14 protein-coding genes are annotated in these 17,650 nt (G+C 74.5%); 11 read left to right on the top strand and 3 right to left on the bottom strand.

Annotated features, from left to right (window positions below; translation table 11 throughout):
* Positions 1-7: 7 nt before the first annotated feature.
* Positions 8-1,225: an acyltransferase family protein gene (locus tag ACPYO6_RS09545; RefSeq protein WP_425714624.1), complete on the top strand. Its 1,218-nt coding sequence runs from the start codon at positions 8-10 to the stop codon at positions 1,223-1,225.
* 34 nt (positions 1,226-1,259) lie between these two features.
* On the opposite strand, the gene ACPYO6_RS09540 is transcribed toward ACPYO6_RS09545, so the two are convergent.
* A complete protein-coding gene (locus ACPYO6_RS09540; RefSeq protein ID WP_425714623.1) occupies positions 1,260-2,222 on the bottom strand; it encodes a cupin domain-containing protein in 963 nt (320 codons plus the stop codon).
* Positions 2,223-2,380: 158 nt separating this feature from the next.
* On the opposite strand from ACPYO6_RS09540, the gene ACPYO6_RS09535 reads away from it, so the two are divergent.
* Together ACPYO6_RS09535 and ACPYO6_RS09530 are read left to right on the top strand one after the other, a co-directional pair.
* On the top strand, positions 2,381-3,259 hold the full coding sequence (locus tag ACPYO6_RS09535) for an NAD(P)H-binding protein (protein WP_425714622.1): 879 nt from the start codon (positions 2,381-2,383) through the stop codon (positions 3,257-3,259).
* Entirely contained in the window at positions 3,256-3,765 is a 510-nt protein-coding gene (locus ACPYO6_RS09530) for a DUF1772 domain-containing protein (RefSeq protein WP_425714621.1), read from the top strand. The genes ACPYO6_RS09535 and ACPYO6_RS09530 overlap by 4 nt, the downstream gene beginning before the upstream one ends.
* Positions 3,766-3,808: 43 nt before the next feature.
* Here the strand turns inward: ACPYO6_RS09530 and ACPYO6_RS09525 are convergent, their stop codons facing one another.
* Together ACPYO6_RS09525 and wecB are read right to left on the bottom strand one after the other, a co-directional pair.
* Positions 3,809-4,210 (bottom strand): hypothetical protein, encoded by a 402-nt coding sequence (locus ACPYO6_RS09525; RefSeq protein WP_425714620.1) that lies wholly within the window; start codon positions 4,208-4,210, stop codon positions 3,809-3,811.
* Positions 4,211-4,269: 59 nt separating this feature from the next.
* Positions 4,270-5,334 carry a non-hydrolyzing UDP-N-acetylglucosamine 2-epimerase gene (gene wecB, locus ACPYO6_RS09520; protein ID WP_425714619.1) on the bottom strand — a complete coding sequence of 355 codons (1,065 nt, stop codon included), beginning with the start codon at positions 5,332-5,334 and terminating at the stop codon, positions 4,270-4,272.
* A 63-nt stretch (positions 5,335-5,397) separates the two neighbouring features.
* On the opposite strand from wecB, the gene ACPYO6_RS09515 reads away from it, so the two are divergent.
* The 8 genes from ACPYO6_RS09515 (at position 5,398) to ACPYO6_RS09480 (ending at position 17,649) form a co-directional block, all read left to right on the top strand.
* Positions 5,398-6,510, top strand: coding sequence for a glycosyltransferase (locus ACPYO6_RS09515; RefSeq protein WP_425714618.1), 1,113 nt, complete (start codon positions 5,398-5,400; stop codon positions 6,508-6,510).
* Positions 6,507-7,628, top strand: a complete 1,122-nt coding sequence (locus ACPYO6_RS09510; protein ID WP_425714617.1) for a glycosyltransferase — start codon at positions 6,507-6,509, stop codon at positions 7,626-7,628. Before ACPYO6_RS09515 ends, ACPYO6_RS09510 begins: the two co-directional genes overlap by 4 nt.
* A gap of 103 nt (positions 7,629-7,731) precedes the next feature.
* Positions 7,732-9,027: a nucleotide sugar dehydrogenase gene (locus ACPYO6_RS09505; RefSeq protein WP_425714616.1), complete on the top strand. Its 1,296-nt coding sequence runs from the start codon at positions 7,732-7,734 to the stop codon at positions 9,025-9,027.
* Complete coding sequence (locus ACPYO6_RS09500; RefSeq protein WP_425714615.1) at positions 9,028-11,052, top strand: DUF6541 family protein; 2,025 nt, start codon at positions 9,028-9,030, stop codon at positions 11,050-11,052. It abuts the gene before it with no gap.
* A 125-nt stretch (positions 11,053-11,177) separates the two neighbouring features.
* Positions 11,178-13,484 (top strand): DUF6541 family protein, encoded by a 2,307-nt coding sequence (locus ACPYO6_RS09495; protein WP_425714614.1) that lies wholly within the window; start codon positions 11,178-11,180, stop codon positions 13,482-13,484.
* Positions 13,481-15,721 carry a DUF6541 family protein gene (locus tag ACPYO6_RS09490; RefSeq protein ID WP_425714613.1) on the top strand — a complete coding sequence of 747 codons (2,241 nt, stop codon included), beginning with the start codon at positions 13,481-13,483 and terminating at the stop codon, positions 15,719-15,721. The genes ACPYO6_RS09495 and ACPYO6_RS09490 overlap by 4 nt, the downstream gene beginning before the upstream one ends.
* Positions 15,722-15,802: 81 nt before the next feature.
* Positions 15,803-16,792, top strand: a complete 990-nt coding sequence (gene galE / locus ACPYO6_RS09485; RefSeq protein ID WP_425714612.1) for a UDP-glucose 4-epimerase GalE — start codon at positions 15,803-15,805, stop codon at positions 16,790-16,792.
* Positions 16,768-17,649, top strand: coding sequence for a glycosyltransferase family 2 protein (locus ACPYO6_RS09480; RefSeq protein WP_425714611.1), 882 nt, complete (start codon positions 16,768-16,770; stop codon positions 17,647-17,649). The genes galE and ACPYO6_RS09480 overlap by 25 nt, the downstream gene beginning before the upstream one ends.
* Position 17,650 lies beyond the last annotated feature (1 nt).

Genomic DNA, 17,650 nt, shown 5'->3' with positions numbered 1-17,650 from the left:
TCGTCGCGTGAGCCCCGGCGACGAGTCCGCACAGCCCAGCCGTGGCCGCGTCGCGTGGATCGATGCCGCGCGTGGATTTCTCGTTGTTCTCGTCGTGCTTGGGCACACTCTCTACTTCATGCGTATGGGGGGTATGCCGTTCCCTGAGTTGGAGCCTGCGGTGCGGGTGGCGCAGGCCATCCGTATCCCTGCTCTGTTCGCGCTCTCTGGTGCCCTATTTCTCCATGCTGCCTCGCGAAGCTGGCGGACGGTGATAGGCACACGCATCGTTCCCATGGCGTGGGTCTTGGGGGTCTGGCTACTCGTCGAACTCGTAGTGCGGAGCTGGCGCTTCTCGGTCGCGACGACGTTGCCGGACGGGGTGGCGGCGTGGGCACTCGAGCAAGCGCTGCTGCCTGAGGACTACTTGTGGTTCATCTGGGCACTTGCCGTCATGACGCTGATGGCGCGACTCCTGCGTTCCTACCCCGTGCTGATCGTTGCCGTTGCGTTGGCGATGTTGTTGAGCCCGGAACTCCCGAACCTCGGCAGGCAAACGGTGCCGCTCTTCACCTACGCGCCGTTCTTCCTCATCGGCTTCCTCGTCGCCCCTGCCCTTCGCGTACGGCAGCGGTGGCTGGTCGTGCTGGGCGCGATCTCGGCGCTCTGCTTCATTCCCCTTGCAATCGCTCGTAACGAGTTCGACCTAGTCCTAACGAACAACCGGACCGACGTCGTACTGCTGGCGCTACTCGGCCTAACGGCTGTCGCACTCGTAGGTATCGGACTTTCACGGATACCAGGGTTCGCGCTGTGGAGTTGGCTGGGGCGGCGTACCCTTCCGATCTACGTGGCCCACATGCCCTTGTTGCTTGTGGGGCTATGGCTGGTGGAGGGCCCGGCTCGCGCCTTCGCCGAGCCCCGACCCGGAGTCGTCGTCCTCCTTCTCCTCGTGTACGCGGTAGGTGTCCCAGTGCTGCTCAGGGTCGTGTGCGACAAGCTGCCGTTCGACGGGATCCTGGCCGAGCCCCGGTGGCTGCGCCGCCTCGTGCTCGGCGACGGGGGCGGTGGGGCGTCCGCCCGGTCGGCTCGTACCGAGGCAGCGGCCCCGGACGACGCGTCCGGCGCGCCCGAGGCGGTCGAACCGCCCGCCCCGGAGGACGCGTCCGGCGCGCACTCACCGGCGGACCCACCCGACGCGGCTGACCGGGCCGCGCGCGAGCGACGGGGTTCCTCGTCCGGCTGACCTCTCGTGGCCGCGGTCGGCGTGACGGGGAGGCTCAGGTGGAGATCGCGCGCGCGGCCGCCCTGACGGCCCCCGGCGTCCGGCCGACCGCACGGACGAACGCGCGGCTGAAGGCGGCGTCGGACCGGTAGCCGAGCTCGGCGGCGACCTGGGCGGCCGTCGCGTCGCCGCCGGCGAGCCGCTCCTGGGCCAGCCGCATCCGCCACCGGGTGAGGTACCCGTTCGGCGTCTCGCCGACCAGCTCGGAGAACCGCGCCGCGAACGTCGACCGGGACATCGTGGCGGTGCGCGCGAGCCGATCCACGCTCCAGTCGCCGCCCGGCTCGGCGTGGATCGCGTCGAGCGCGCGGCCGATGCGGTCGTCCCGCAGGGCGGTGAGCCAACCGTCCCGTGCGGCGTCGTCGTGCGCGAGCCAGTCCCGGATGACCTGGACCACGAGGATGTCAGCCAGCCGGGTGGCCACGGCCTCGCTGCCGGCGCGCGGGCGGGTGAGCTCGTCGACCATGAGGCGGAGCGTGTCGCGGATCGCCGAGCCGACCGGGGAGGCGTCGGCGTCGACGGTGAGGACGGCCGGCAGGCGGCTCGTCAGCTCGCGCGCGGCCGGCTCGTCGAAGCCGACGATCCCGCAGATCAGCCGGGTGTGCGCGCCGCCACCGCCGTGCTCGAGGACCGCGTAGTGCTCGCCCAGCCACTCCTGGGGGAGGTCCTCGACGGGACGCGGCGTGCCGGCGCCCTCGCCGCTCGCGATGTCGTGCCCGCGCCCGTGCGGGACCAGCGCGAGATCGCCGGGGCCGAGCTCGACCGGGTCGCTGCCCCCGACCTCGAGCCGGCAGGCCCCCGACGTGACGACGTGGAAGCTGAGCGAGTCGGGCACGGTCGGCATCCGCAGCGACCACGGCGCGGTCAGCTCGGAGTGCCCGTAGAAGATGCCGCGCATCCGCAGCGTCTGCAGGGCCCGCGCGAGCCGGTCGCGGGTCTCCCAGGGTGTCGTCAGCATGACCTCAGCCTTGCGTATCCGGCCGGGTCGCGACAGTGCTTCCGGACGATCGGACAAGAACGACGGCGGAACGGGGCTGGGAACGCCTGGAGGGAGCTTCTAGCGTCGGTGGTGCCGCGCCGGGCACGCCGGTCGGCACCGACATCGGGGAGGACGCCATGTACGCAGTCGCAGGAGCCACGGGACGGGTCGGAGGGGCCGCCGCGCGCCGGCTGCTCGACGAGGGGGAGGAGGTGCGGGTCCTCGTGCGCCGCGACGCGGACGCCGAGCGGTGGCGCGATGCCGGGGCCGACGCAAGGGTCGTCGACCTCGCGGACCGCGCGGGCCTGACCGACGCCCTGCGCGGGGCGGAAGCGATGTTCGCCCTCCTGCCCTTCGACCTCACCGCCGACGACCTCGATGCGCACGCCGACCGGCTCACCGCCTCGATCGCGGGCGCCGTGGAGGATGCCGGGGTGCCTCGCGTCGTGCTGCTCTCCTCGGGCGGTGCGGACCTCGGGGCCGGCACCGGCCCGGTCGACGGCCTGCACCGGCTCGAGGAGGCGCTGCGCGGGGTGAGCGTGCTGACCGCGATGCGGTCCGGGCACTTCCAGGAGAAGGTCACCGACGTGCTCGAGGTCGCGCGTACCGAGGGCGTGTACCCGGTCCTCGCGCCGTCGGCCGACGAGCCTCTGCCGCTCGGGGCCACCGCCGACGTCGGGGCCGTTGCCGCGCAGCTGATCCGAGAGCAGGGAGGGGCGAGCGAGGTGGTCGACGTGCTGGGGCCCGAGGTCACCGAGGCCGAGGTCGCCGGTCACCTGGGCCGGGCGCTCGGGCGGGAGCTGCACGTCGTCGTCGTACCGGAGGAGGCGTGGGCGGGCACGCTCGCGGGCGCCGGCTTCGACGCCCACGTCGCGGAGAGTCTCGCCGAGCTCTACCTCGCCGACGCACGTGGGCTGCTCGCGCCCCGCGGCGACCGGACGGTGCGCGTGACGACGCCCGTCGAGGAGACGATCGGCGCGCTGGTCGGAGGAGCTGCGGTGGGGACTGTTCGATGAGTGCCGCCTCCGCCGCGCTGGTCACGGCCACCGTGGGTAACGGGCTCGTCGCGGGACTCTTCCTCGGCTTCACCTGCGCGGTGATGCCCGGCCTGCGCCGGGTCGACGACGCCGCGTTCGTCGCCACGATGCGGTCGGTCAACCGGGCGATCCTCAACCCGCTGTTCGGGGTGGTCCTCGTGGGGACGCCGGTCGCGACCGTCGCGGCCGTGGTGCTCGGGTGGACGAGGGTGGACGACGCCGGCGGGGCCGACGGAGCTGGATCCGCGCTGCCCTGGCTGGTCGCCGGCCTCGCGGGGACGGTCCTCACGCTCGCGATCACCTTCGCGGTCAACGTGCCGCTCAACGAGCGGCTCGACCGGGCGCCCGACGACGACGATCGCCTGCTCGCTGCCGCCCGTTCGGCGTTCGAGCGGCCGTGGACCAGGTGGAACGCGTGGCGCACGCTGACGGCGACCGCGGCGACGGCGCTGCTCGCGATCGGGGGACTCGCGGCGCGCGGGTGAGGTCGGTGGGTGGGTGGGTGAGTGAGTGAGGGGAGGTGCTGGATCAGGCGTTCGGGTCGCGCGGGGTCGCGCGCGGGATGCCTGCCTCGTCCTCCTCGAGCCCCCTGATCTGCCGGCCGTACAGGTTCCACATGTAGGCGGCCGCGGCGAAGCCGAGGACTCCGGCGGCGAGGACGACCCAGCGGGTCGGTGGCTCGAAGAGGAACAGGCCGACCGCGATGACGACGAGGTCACCGACGACCATGGCACCCACCACGTAGGCCCGCGTCCGGCGCAACCCCGCGGCCGTCCCGGAGGGCGCGGACGAGCGCTCGGGTGCCTGCGAGGCGTCGGCGCCGCCGGTGGAGGCGTGGTGGGCCGAGGGCGCGTCGGCCCCGCCGCTGCGTCCACGGTGCACAGGTGCCTGTGGGCCCCAGTCGTCGAGCGGGTCGGTGCCGGTGGTCATGGTGGGGCTCCGTCGTGTCGGCCGTGTGTGGGCAGCGGGTGGGTGAGGGTGAACGCTGGTCAGCGGGGCGCGAGCAGGGCGTCGAGCACGCGGGCGGCGGCGTCGCCGTCGCCGTACGGGGTGGCGTCGGTGTCCGCGGGGCGCGGCCGGGTGGCGGCCGCGAGCAACGCGTCGCCCGGCTCGACGAGCACGTTCCAGCCGAGCTCGACGGTCTCGACCCACTCGGTCTCGGTCCGCACCGTGGTGCAGGGCGTGCGCAGGAGGAAGGCCTCCTTCTGCAGGCCGCCCGAGTCGGTGACGACGCCGCGCGCCCGGTCGGCCACGGCCACGAGGTCCCGGTAGCCGAGCGGCGTGCGCGTGCGCAGCGCGCCGCCGGACAGGTCGATGCCCGCCGCCTCGGCCTTGGCCACGAGGCGCGGGTGGGCGAGCAGCAGGACCGGCGCGTCGAGCCCCGCGAGGGACTGCACGATCGCGCGCAGCCGGTCGGGGTCGTCGGTGGACTCCGCGCGGTGGATGGTGGCGAGGTAGAACTCGCCGTCGGCCAGTCCCTCCTCCTCCAGCGCTGCCGGGCGGGCGTCGCCCACGGCCTCGCGGGTGGCGAGCAGGACGTCGGTCATCACGTCGCCGACGACGACGGTGCGCCCGGCCAGCCCCTCGTCCGCGAGGTGCCCGGCCGCCACCTGCGTGGGCGCGAGCAGGAGGTCCGCGGCGTGGTCGGTGAGCACGCGGTTGATCTCCTCGGGCATCCGCCGGTTGAACGAGCGCAGGCCCGCCTCGAGGTGGGCGATCGGCACGTGCAGCTTCGCGGCGGCCACGGCGCCGGCGAGCGTGGAGTTCGTGTCGCCGTAGACGAGCACCCAGTCGGGGCGGTGCTCGGTGAGCACGTCGTCCATCGAGGCGAGCATCGACCCGGTCTGGTGGCCGTGGCTCCCCGACCCCACGCCGAGGTGGACGTCCGGCGCCGGGATCTCCAGCTCGGAGAAGAAGACGTCGGACAGCAGCGGGTCGTAGTGCTGGCCCGTGTGGACGATGAGGTGCTCGGCACCCCGGCGGGCGCTCTCGTGCGCGATCGGCGCGAGCTTGACGAACTGGGGGCGGGCACCGACGACGGAGAGGATCTTCACGGTCACCGAGCCTAGTGCGGCCTGCTCCCGCCGGAGGCGGAGCGGCCGGGTAGTTTCGGGGGCATGCGAGTCGTCGTCGTCACCACCTGGTTCCCGACCGCCCTGGCGCCGAGCTCCGGCTCGTTCGTCGTCCGCGACGCGCTCGCGATGGCCTCGCGCGGGGACACGGTCGACGTCGTCCACCTCGTCCCCGGCCACCAGGACGACGGCACGCGGCACGTCTACCACGAGGGGCTCAAGGTCCTGCGCCTGCCGATGACGCCCTCGCGCCCGGACCAGATCGCCCAGGTCGCCGCGGCCCTGCCGGGAATCCTCGACGGCGCCGACGTCGTCCACACCACCGCGATCTCCGCGCTCCTGCCGTTCGTCGTCGGGCGCCCGGACGCCCCGTGGGTGCACACGGAGCACTACTCGGGACTGACGAGCCCGGAGAACCTGGGGTTCGGAACGCGCGCCGTCCTCCCGCTCGTGCGCCGCCTGCTCGACCGGCCGGACGTCGTCACCGCCGTGTGCGAGTTCCTCGCCGACCCGATCCGCGAGGTGCGCGGCGACCGCGCGACCGCCGTGGTGCCGTGCATCGTCCCGCCGCTGGCGACCGTCCCGGCCAGGCCCGAGCCATCCGGCGAGCTGCGCATGGTCAGCGTCGGCGGCCTGGTCGAGCGCAAGGACCCGCTCCTTGCCGTCGACGTCGTGGCCGAGCTCGGCCGCCGCGGGCACCCGGCGCACCTCACCCTCGTCGGCGACGGCCCGCTCGCGAGCGCCGTCCGCGACCGGGCGGACGAGGTCGGGGTGGGGGAGCGGATCCACCTCACCGGCACGCTCGACCGCGACGGCGTCCTCGGCGAGCTCGCCCGCGCCGACCTCTTCCTCGGCCCTACCCGCGGCGACAACTTCTTCGTCTCCTGCGCCGAGGCGCTCGTGGCGGGGCGCCCGGTCGTCGTGGGCTCGACGGGCGGCCAGGGCGAGTACGTCGACCCGCGCGTCGGCACGCTCGTGGACGTCCAGGACGCAGGCGCCTACGCCGACGCGGTCCTCGACCTGCACGAGCGCACCGCCACGCTCTCCGCCGAGGACGTCGCCGCGACGATCGGCGACGCCTTCTCCGTGGAGACCGTGGCCGCCGGCTACGCCGACGCGCACGCCCTCGCCGCCCACGTCCACGGCTCGGTCCGGTGAGCGAGCAGTCGGTGGGGCAGGGCCGGACGATGGTCTACCACGCCCCCTACCCGGTGGGCGAGGGCTCGACGTCGGGCTCCGGCATCCGGCCCGTGCGCATGCTCGACGCGTTCCGCGGGCTCGGGTACGAGGTCGTCGAGGTGACCGGGCACGGCAAGGAGCGGGCGGCGGCCGTCCGCGACCTCGGCCGACGCCTCGAGAACGGGCTGCGGGTCGACCTCGCGTACGGCGAGTCCTCGACGATGCCGACCGTGCTGACCGAGCCGCACCACCTGCCCACGCACCCCGTGGTCGACGTGCGCCTCGCCCGGCTGCTGCGGCGCCACGGCGTGCCGACGAGCGTGTTCTACCGGGACATCTACTGGCGCTACCCCGAGTACACCGAGCGCGTGCACCCGGTCGTGGCCGCCGGGACCCGGACGCTGTACCACGCGGAGCTGCGCGCCTACCGCCGCCTCCTCGACCGCGTCTACGTCCCCTCGCGGGAGTTCGCCGTGCACGTCCCGCACCTGCGCCCCGAGCAGATGGCGCCGCTCCCGCCGGGCGGCGCACTCCGCGACGTGCCGCGCACCGAGGGCCCCTTCACACTCCTCTACGTCGGCAACGTCACCTCCTACTACCGGATGCACGAGCTGCTGCGCGCCGTCGACGCGACGCCCGGCGTCCACCTCCTGCTGTGCACCCCGAAGGACTCGTGGGAGGCCGCGCGCGGGGAGTACGCCGACTGGCTCGGCGACCGGGTCGAGGTGGTCCACGAGCGCGGGGACGGCCTGCTCCCGCTGTTCGGCCGGGCCGACGCGTGCTCGATCGTCGTCGAGCCCTCGGAGTACCGGGACTTCGCGGCGCCGATCAAGCTCTACGAGTACATCGGTCACGGCAAGCCGGTCCTCGCGGCCACCGGGACGCTCGCCGGCCGGACGATCGAGACCGGCGGGCTCGGGTGGGCGGTCGACTACGACGCCGACGCGCTCGCGGACCGGCTCGCCGCCCTGCGCGACGACGCGGGGGAGGTCGAGGCCGTGGCGGCGCACGTGCGCGAGGCGCGGCACGAGCACACGTGGGCCGCGCGCGCCCGCCAGGTCGCGGCCGACCTCGCCGCGCTCGACCGGCGGGCCTGACCGGTAGGGCGTCCCGGCGGGTCGAGGCACCTACGATGGGACCCGCCGCGGAAGAGGCGGGCGCGGGGCCACCGCGTGCCGCACCGAAGTCGAGAGGACACTCATGCGCATCGCCGTCGTCGCCCTGGGAAAGATCGGACTGCCGCTCGCCGTGCAGTTCGCGGACGCCGGGCACGAGGTGATCGGCGTCGACATCAATGCGGCGACGGTCGACTCGGTGAACGCCGCGAAGGAGCCCTTCCCGGGCGAGGCCCACCTCCAGGAGAAGCTGACCGAGCTCGTCCCGGCCGGCCGCCTGCGCGCCACCACCGACTACGCCGAGGCGATCCCCGGCGCCGACGCGATCGTCCTCGTCGTCCCGCTGTTCGTCGACGACGCCACGTGGGACCCGGACTTCGACTGGATGGACGCCGCCACGCGCTCGCTCGCCGAGCACCTGACGCCGGGCACGCTCATCTCCTACGAGACGACCCTCCCGGTCGGCACCACCCGCAACCGGTGGAAGCCGCTCATCGAGGAGATCTCCGGCCTCACCGAGGGGGAGGACTTCCACCTCGTCTTCAGCCCCGAGCGCGTGCTCACCGGCCGCGTGTTCCAGGACCTGCGCCGCTACCCCAAGCTCGTCGGCGGCCTGTCGGACGAGGGCACGCGCCGCGCGATCGAGTTCTACGAGGCCGTGCTCACCTTCGACGAGCGCCCCGACCTCGAGCGCGCCAACGGCGTGTGGGACATGGGCAACGCGGAGGCCGCCGAGATGGCCAAGCTCGCCGAGACCACGTACCGGGACGTCAACATCGGCCTGGCCAACCAGTTCGCGCGATACGCCGACACGGTCGGCATCGACGTCATGACCGTCATCGAGGCGTGCAACTCCCAGCCGTTCAGCCACATCCACCGCCCGGGCATCGCGGTCGGCGGCCACTGCATCCCGGTCTACCCGCGCCTCTACCTCTCGACCGACGCCGACGCGACGATCGTGCGCACCGCCCGCCAGCTCAACGCCTCGATGCCCGCCTACGTGGTGGGCCGGCTCGAGTCGACCCTCGGCGACCTGTCCGGCCGCCGGGTCGCCGTGCTCGGCGCGAGCTACCGCGGCGGCGTCAAGGAGACCGCGTTCTCCGGCGTCTTCGAGACCGTCACCGAGCTGCGCGCCCGCGGCGCCGAGGTGGCCGTCCACGACCCGATGTACTCCGACGCCGAGCTCGGCGAGTTCGGCTGGGCCCCGTACCACCTCGGCGAGCAGGTCGACGCGGCGGTCGTCCAGGCGGACCACGCGGAGTACAAGGAGCTGACCCCGGACGACCTGCCGGGCATCCGCATCCTTGCCGACGGCCGCAACGTCACCGATCCCGCCCGCTGGGCCGGCACGCCCCGGATCACGGTGGGCGGCGGCCAGTAGTTGGACCCCAGCGGAGCCCCGCTGGGAGGGATCGCCGCCACCGCGGCACTGTCCCTCCTCGCGCTGCTCGGCCCCGGCCTCGCGATCGGACACGCGTGGCTGGGGCTGCGCCGACTCACCCTCCTCGCCGCGGCGCTGCCGCTGACGGCGGGGGTGGTCGGCGTGCTCTCGCTGCTCGTGCCCACCCTGGGGCTGCCCTGGGTGCCGACCACGTGGGTCGTCCTCCTGGCCGTCACCGGAGCCGCCGTCCTCACGGGCGCCCGACGACGACGCCGCCCCGCATCGGGCGTGCCGAGCGGGGCGCCCGGCCCTGATCGGGCGGGTGCCCGCGACGCCGATCCCGACCTCGGCCGCGGCGACCGCCTCGTCACAGGGCTCGCGCTCGTGGGCGGTCTCGTCGTGCTGCTCGCCGTGGTCTCCTCCGGACTGGGCGGGCTCGGACTTGGGCAGCCGATCGAGCACCGCGACGCGATCTTCCACTACTCCGCCACCGCGCTCGTCACCTCCGGCGACGGCAGCCCGTTCCCGCTCGGCGGCCTCGACGCCCTCTTCCCCGGCGAGTCCGGCGTCTACTACCCGTCGCTGTGGCACGGGCTCGCGGCGCTGCCGGCGTTCGCCTCGGACGTCGTCGTCGCGTCCCACGTCGTCGTCGCCGTCGTGGCCTGGTGCTTCCTCGTCGGCGTGGCCGCGCTCGCCCGGGCCGCGGCGCCGCGCGTGCCGTACGCCGCCGGGCTGTCCGTCGTCGTGGCGTCGGCCGCGGTGGCCTTCCCGTACTACTCGATGTACTTCCACGGCCAGTGGCCGTGGGCGCTCTCGCTCGTCCTCACCCTCCCGGTCCTCGTCCTCGGGCTGCGGTGCGTCGCCCGTCCCAGGGACGTGCGGGCCTGGGTGGCGGTCGGCGTCGCGGGGCTCGGGGCCACGCTCGCCCACGGCTCGGCGCCCGCCGTCGTCGTCGTGGCCGCCACCGCGTGGGGCATGGCGCTCCTCGCCCGCGGCATCGCGCGCGGACCCGCGGGCCACCGGGTCGGCTCAGGTCTCGCGGTGCTCGCGCTGCCGCTGCTCGTGGGCGCACTGGCGTGGATCGCGGTGATGACGATCCCGCTGCTGTCCTCGATGGGTGACTTCGAGCGGATCTCCCTCGACCAGGCCGGCGAGGTCACCGAGACGCTGCAGTACGCGGTCCCGGTGCCCCCGCTCACCGGGGTCCAGGACCCGGCCTGGGTGCTCACGGCGCTCGCCGCGCTCGGGCTGCTCGTCCTCGTCCAGCACGTGCGCGGCCGCTGGATCCTCGCGACCGCGCTGCTCCTGCTCGTCCTGCGCGTCCTCGCGGCCGGGCCGGACGGGCCGCTGCGCGACCTCACGGCGCTCTGGTACAAGGACTACGACCGGCTCGAGGCGCTCCTCGTGGCCCCGATGGCGGTCATCGCCGGGACCGGCGGTGCCGGCGTCGTCGCGCTCGCCGTCCGGCTCGTGCGGCGCCGGGGTGGGGAAGGACGCCCTGCGGTCAGCACCCCCGCCGTGGCGGCGGTGTCCCTCGTGGCGGTGACCGCCGCGATCGTCCTCGGCACCGGCGGGCTGCACGCCTCCGTCTCCGCCGAGACCGTGCGCCAGGGGCCCCGCCAGGCCGTCCCGGACCGGCCCTACTCGATGCACGTGGGCGAGGCCGAGTGGCTGCGGTCGCTCGCCGGCGAGCTGCCCGAGGACGCCCGCGTGCTCGGTGCCCCCGCGAGCGGCGCCGTCCTCGCCCCGGCGCTCGCCGGCTGGGACGTCGTGCCCCGTCCCCTGTACCCGGCGGCGGACGACCCGGCCGACCAGCTCCTCTACGACCTCCAGCATCTGGGCCAGGACCCTGACGTGTGCGAACGGATCATCGAGCTCGGCATCACGCACGTCTACCTCGACACCCCGGGGCACCGGCTCCTCGGCTGGAGCTACCCGGACCAGGCCGACGTGCCCGCCGACACGCTGCGCACCGTCGCCGCGCACGAGGACGCGCGCCTCATGGAGATCGCCGTCTGCGGGTGACGGGCTCGCCGTCGCGGGCTGACTCGTGACCTCGGGGGGCGTGGTGTGAGCAAGGCGACCGGAGCGGGCCGCGACGCGACCGGGCCCACGCCCCACAATGGCGAGGCCGATCGAGAAGGAGAGCGATGACCTGGGCGCAGTTCGTCCTGCCGACGACCCTCATGCTCGTGACGTCGATCGTCCCGGGAGCGCTCATGCTCGCGGCGGTCGGCGTGCGCGGGCTCATCGCTGTCGGCGGCGGCGCCGTCCTCACGATCTCCGCGGCGGGCGGGCTCGGCATCATCTATGACCTCGTCGGGGTCCCGTACACGACATTCACGCAGCTGTTCGGCCTGCTCGTCTGCGTCGGCCTGGCCGCCGCGATCGGGCACGGCCTCGGCACCGCGCCGTGGGTGACGGGGCCGCGCGCGAGGGAGATCGTCCAGCCCGTGCCGCTCGGCCGGACCGCGACCGCCGTGCTCGTGGCCATGGTGCTGGTCGGCACGATCGTCCATTGCGTGAGCCTTGCCCGCGGCATGGTTGCCCCCGGGCAGCCCGTCCAGACCTGGGACGGCGTCTTCCACCTCGGCGCGATCCGCACGATCGCGGAGACCGGCAACGCCTCCGTGCTCGGCGGCCTCGCCCCGATGTACGACGAGCTGGAGAGCCCCTTCTACCCCGCCGTGTGGCACGGGTTCGTCGCCGTCTCGCCCGGGTTCGACCTCCCGTCGACGGCGGCCAACGCCTCCTCGTTCGTCATGGGTCCGATCTGGCTGATCTCGAGCGCCGCGCTCGCCCGGGCCGTCTGGCCGCAGCGCCCCCTCGCCGCCGTCGCGGCCCCGCTGGTCGCTGCCTCGTTCGTCACCACGCCCGGCGTCCTCCTCGGCGTGGTCTCGCTGCTGCCCTACGGCGCGGCGCACGTCGGCATGCCCGGGCTGCTCGCACTCGTCGCCCTCGCCCTGCGCCAGCTCCCGCACGCCGCGCCGACGGTCGCTCTCGCCGTCCCGTCCCTCGTGGGCTTCATCGGGGTCGGCCTCACGCACGGGTCCGCGGCCTTCACGATGATGTTGCTTGCCGGGCCGCTCGTGGCCGTCGGCATCTACCGGGCGTCACGCCACGCGTGGGACGCCGGCCACCGGCAGCCGGTGTACGTCACGCTCGGGGTGCTCGCGGCGCTGCTCGTCGCCGGAATCGTCGCCCTGGCCAACTTCCCCGTGCTCGACATGGTCACCGGCTTCGAGCGCGGCGGTCAGGAGACCTACTGGGGGCCGCTGGGGCAGGTGCTCATCGACAACCCCATGGTCTACAGCTACGACTGGCGGCAGTCCGTGGGCCAGATCGTCGTCACCGCGCTGACGGTGGTGGGGCTCGCCGTCACCTTCACCCTGCGCTCGGGACGGTGGGTCGCGCTCGGCTGGGTGTGCGCCGTCGTCCTCACCGTCATCACCGCCGGCCCCGAGGACGGGGCCCTGCGCGTGATCGCTGGCCCCTGGTACACCCAGCCCAGCCGGGTGGTCGTGCTCGTCGGGATCATGGCCGTGCCGCTCGCCGCGCTCGGTGCCTCCGCCGCGGCCCGCTCGCTCGCGGACCTCTGGGTGACCGTGACGGGTCGGGGCAGGGCGACCGAGGTCGAGGAGCCGCGCATGGTCGACGGCCCGACCCGCGACGGTGCCGACGCCGACCGCAGGTACACCAGCCGCGCGGAGGCCGAACGTGCGTACTCCGAGCGCGTGGAGGGCGAACGTATGTCCGGCGAGCGCGTGAGGTCCGGACGCGCGGAGGCCGAGCACGCGTACCCCTCCGCCACGCCACGGCAGGCGGCCGCGCGCCGGCGGCCCGAGACGTCCGCGGCCACCACCACTCTCAACGACCGCGGCCGCCGGTCGGACACGCGGCCCGCGCTCGTCGCGCTGGTCGCCGTGCTCGGGGTGATCGTCGTCGTGACGAACGGGCTCCGGGCCGACCTCAAGAGCCAGGTCATCGTCAACTCCTACGTGCCCGACCGCATCGCCTGGGGCACGATGCTCAGCCAGGACGAGATCGAGCTCGTCACGCACGCGGGCGACGTGCTGCCCGACGACGCCGTCGTCATCGGCGACCCGTTCTCCGGCGCCGGCTACCTGTGGTCGATGGGCGGGGTCAACGTGCTCTACCGCCAGCTCGGCCAGTGGGACAGCGAGGAGCTGACCACCCTGGGGACGAGCTTCGACGAGATCTACACGAACCCCGAGATCTGCGAGATCGTCCGCGACCTCGGCGTCACGCACGTCTACACGGACACCGACCCGCGCGGCGCCCAGGAGGACGAGCAGAAGTACTCCTACCGGACCGAGGGTCTCGCCTACGTCCGGCCGGCCGAGGGCTTCGAGCTCGTCGCCAGCGCGGGCACCACCTCGATCTGGCGGCTCACCTACTGCGACGACCCGGCGGCCGGGACGCCCGCGGGCGGATGACCTGGGCGCAGACCCTGCCCGGGCTGGCCGCCATGACCGCGCTCATGGTGGGGCCCGGGTGGGGGATGCTGCGCCTCCTCGGGCTGCGGGGGCTGGTGGCGCTCGGTCCCGCAGCCACCCTGACCGTGGCGCTCTCGGCCGGGTGGGCGGTCGTCCTCGGCGCGCTCGGCGTGCGCTGGGGCCTGGCGACATTCCTGCTCGGCATGCTGCTCGGCGCCGCGGCCTGCGCGGGTCTCGGCCACGTGCTGGGAACCGCGCCGTGGCGGACCGCCGGGCTGGTCGACGACGCCGCGGATGCTGCCGCCGACCTCACCGAGCGCGCCGGGCCCTCGGCCGCGGCCCCGCGAGCGGGACGGTCCGTGGCGGCTCGGCGGGCGCGGCCCCCGCGGACCCCCGACCGCTCGACCCTGCTGTCGGCCCCCGGCGCGGTCCTCCAGCCGGCGCCGCTCGCCCGCCCCCACCTCGTGCTCGCCGTCGTCGCCGCGGCGGTCGCCACCGGCCTGTACGTCGTGGCGATGACGCGCGGCATCGGGGTGCCGGACCGGCCCAGCCAGGTGTGGGACGGCGTGTTCCACCTCAGCGCGATCCAGACCGTCCGGGAGTACGGCGACGCCTCCGCGTTCGGCGGCCTCGCGCCCCTCTACGACTACGGGTACGCGCCGTTCTACCCGACGGGCTGGCACTCGGTCGTCGCCGTCGTGCCGTTCCTCCCGTCAGTCCCGGCGGCGGTCAACGCGTCGATCGTCGTCGTCGGGCTCCTGTGGACCCTCTCGGTCGCCGGGCTCGTCCGCGCCACGTGGCCGACCCTCCCGGTGGCCGCGGCGGCGGCCCCCGTGCTCGCCCACTCCTTCCTCGCCCTGCCCGTCGGGCTCATCACGCAGATGGGGCAGTTCCCCTACACCTACGCCCACGTCCTGCTTCCCGGGCTGCTCACGCTCGTCGTCCTCGCGGTGCGCAACCTGCCCGACGTCCGGGCGACGGCCGCCCCCGCGCTGCCCGCCGCCGTCGCGGCCTTCGGGCTCGCCCTCGTCCACGGCAGCGCCTGGTTCTCCACGCTGGTGCTCACCGCGCCGCTGCTCGTGGCCACCGCGGTCGGCGCGTTCCGGCGACTGCGCCGCACCGACCGGCGGCTCCCGGTCGCCGTCGCCGTGTGGTCGGCGGCAGGGCTTGCCGTCCTCGCGTCCGTGCCCCTCCTCGCCGACGGCGTCGTCGAGTCCGTCCAGGCCTTCGAGCGCCCGGGCGACGACGGGTACGACTGGATCCTCACCTCCCTGCTCGTCGACCGGCCGCTGCGCTCGTTCGGCGGGTACGAGCTCGGCGGGCTCGACTCCCTCGCGCAGGTCGCGATCAGCGGGCTCGCGGTGGGCGGGGCGGTGCTCGTGTGGTGGTTGCGGCGGGGACGGTGGCTCGCCGTCGGGCTCGTCGTCACCGTCACGCTGACCGCGGTCTCCTGGGGGCCGGCCGACCACCCGCTGCGGTGGGCGACGGGGGTCTGGTACTCGGAGACGATGCGGCTCGACGCGCTGGTCGTCATCTGCGCCGCGCCGCTCGCTGCAGCCGCCCTCGCGGTGCTCGTGCGCGACGGCGTCGCCCTGGCTTCTGGTGTGCTCGCGGCGCGTCGAGGGCGTGGGGCGGGTGGCTCGCGGGGCGCAGGCGACAAGGGCGACGGGCGCGAGGCGGCGGGCGCGGCGGGGGTTCGTCGTCGTCGGACCGAGGTGGTTGTCGCGGGGGCGCTGCTGGTGGTCCTCGTCGTCGGCTCCGGCGGGCTGCGCCACACCCTGCGGACCTACCACGCGGTGGAGAGCTTCGTGCCTGGCCACCTGACGTACCGGATGCTCGCCGGCGAGGGCGAGCTCGACCTGTTCCGGCGGGCCGACGAGCTGCTGCCCGAGGACGCCGTGGTGCTCGGCGACCGGTTCCGCGGCACGCCCTACTGGTACTCGATGGGCGGGGTCGACGTGGTCTACCCGCACCTGGCCGGGCCGCGCGGGCCGGACGGGCAGTTCCTCCTCGCGCGGTTCGACGAGATCGGCGAGAACCCCGAGGTCTGCACGGTGGTCGAGCGGCTCGGAGTCACCCACTTCTGGACCAACACCCGGGACACGGGGCCCGCGCCGTGGCACCAGATGGCGCCGCTCGGGGACCCCACCCTGTTCACCTTCCGGCCCGGGGACGGGTTCGAGCTCGTCGCCACCGGCGGGCACGGCGAGCTGTGGGAGATCACGGCCTGCGACTGAGGGTGCCTCGCTCTGCCACCGCCGGTGCTCATGGGCACGCCCCTCCCGCGCGGCGGCCCGGCGCGCGGATAACCTGCTCGCATGGCAGTCCTCATCACCGGCGGAGCCGGCTACATCGGCGGGCACGTCGTGTCCCTGCTCCGGGAGCGCGGCGACGACGTGGTCGTGGTCGACGACCTCAGCACCGGCATCGCCGAGCGGATCGACGGCGTCACGCTCGTCACGCTCGACCTCGCGGCCGAGGGGTCGGAGGAGAAGCTCGCCAAGGTGATGGAGGAGCGCAGGATCGACGCGGTCGTGCACTTCGCCGGCCGCAAGCAGGTGGGGGAGTCCGTGGAGCGGCCCACCTGGTACTGGACGCAGAACGTGGGCGGACTGCTGACCGTGGTGCGGGCGATGGAGTCCACGGGCTGCCGGCGGATCGTCTTCTCGTCGTCGGCCTCGGTGTACGGCGTCTCCGACGCCGAGCTGCTCGCCGAGACCGCGCCGACCAGCGCGCTGAGCCCGTACGGGCGCACGAAGATGGTCGGGGAGCAGATCCTCGACGACGCCGCCGCGGCCGGCACGCTCGACCCGATGTCCCTGCGGTACTTCAACGCCGCCGGCGCCGCCTCGCCGCTGCTCGGGGACACCTTCGTGCAGAACCTCATCCCCATGGTGTTCGAGCGGCTCGACGCCGGGGAGTCGCCGCGGATCTTCGGCGACGACTACCCGACCGAGGACGGCACGTGCGTGCGCGACTACGTCCATGTGCTCGACCTCGCGCGGGCGCACCTGCTCGCGCTCGACCACCTCGCGGGGGCCGGCGAGCGGCGCGCGGCGGGGGCGCCGCCCTCGCCCACGGTCGTCAACGTGGGGACCGGCGTGGGCAGCTCCGTGCGCGAGGTGCTCGCCGAGGTCCGGGCCGTGACCGGCGACCCGGTCGAGGCCGAGGTGACCGCGCGGCGCCCCGGCGACCCGCCGCGCGCCGTCGCCGACGTCACGCTCGCGCGCGACCTCCTCGGCTTCACCGCCGAGCTCGGGCTGCACGAGATGGTGGACTCGGCGTGGAAGGCCTGGCGGGCCCGGTGAACGGCACCGACGGCGCCGGGGGGCGGGCCGTCCAGGTCGTGACGATCGCGTACGACCCCGGGCCGCTGCTCGGGCGGATGGCGGAGACGCTCGAGGCGGCGACCAGCGCCGACGTCCGCCTGACGATCGTCGACAACGGCCGCGAGCACGCGGACGTCGACCGGGTCGCGGCCGAGCACGACGCCGAGGTGATCCGGCCGGGCGCGAACCTCGGGTACGGGACCGGCGCGAACCTCGGCGCGCGCGGGGGGACCGAGCCGTGGCTCGTCGTGGTCAACCAGGACGTCGAGTGGGAGCCCGGGTCGCTCGACGCGCTCCTCGAGGCGGGGGAGGCCCGCCCGCGGGCCGGCTCGCTCGGACCGACCGTGCTCAACCTCGACGGGAGCGTCTACGCCTCGGCGCGCGCCGTGCCGAGCCTCGTGGTGGGCGGCGCGCACGCCGTGCTCGCGCCGGTCTGGCCGGGGAACCCGTTCACCGCGCGCTACCAGCAGCGCTCCGGCCTCGGGGCGGAGACCGACCGGGCGGTGGGGTGGCTGTCCGGCTCGTGCCTGCTCCTGCGGCGCGCGGCGTTCGACGAGGTCGGCGGCTTCGACGAGGGCTACTTCATGTTCTTCGAGGACACCGACCTCGGGGACCGGCTCGGACGCGCGGGCTGGGAGAACGTCTACGTCCCCGCCGCGCGCGTGGTGCACGACCAGGGCGCCAGCTGGCGGGAGCGCCCGGCGCCGATGGTGCGGGCGCACCATCGCAGCGCCGAGCGCTACCTGCGCGGGCGGTACGACGCGTGGTGGCAGCTGCCGCTGCGCGTCGCCGTGGCGGGCGGCCTCAGGGCCCGCGCCCGCCTCCTCACCCGCTGAC

Source organism: Georgenia sp. Z1344 (genome assembly GCF_049856295.1).
Taxonomy (GTDB): domain Bacteria; phylum Actinomycetota; class Actinomycetes; order Actinomycetales; family Actinomycetaceae; genus JB111.
This window is presented reverse-complemented; position numbering and strand designations above follow the sequence as displayed.